Source organism: Neisseria sp. P0014.S009, from assembly GCF_051958155.1.
Lineage (GTDB): Bacteria > Pseudomonadota > Gammaproteobacteria > Burkholderiales > Neisseriaceae > Neisseria > Neisseria flavescens_C.
In genome coordinates, this window is record NZ_JBQCVS010000092.1 from 1 (window position 1) to 298 (window position 298).

The window sequence follows — 298 nt, forward strand, 5'->3', positions numbered from 1 at the left end:
GTTTAAAGCCGTATTTACCGGCGGCCCGTCCAAAACGCTTTTGACCGTAAAAGATTTGGATGTGCCTTAGGACTTCGTGTCCGTACTCGAACGCAAATCCAGCCTCGGAACCGGCGCGATGATTGTGATTTCCGAAGGCACCAGCGTGGTGCGCAAAGTAGCCGAATATGTGGAATTTTTTGAGTCCAACTCATGCGGTCAATGTCCGCCGTGCAAAGGCGGCACGTTCCAACTTTCACGCATGCTCAACCGCGTGGACACCGGCATCGGCACTTCAGACGACCTGCGTGCCTTGCAA

The 298-nt window shown here is 54.0% G+C and carries 1 pseudogene; it reads left to right on the forward strand.

Annotation, left to right across the window (positions count from 1 at the left end):
• Positions 1-298 (forward strand): annotated as a pseudogene (locus tag ACTHS4_RS11810) (NADH-ubiquinone oxidoreductase-F iron-sulfur binding region domain-containing protein); the annotation flags it as partial.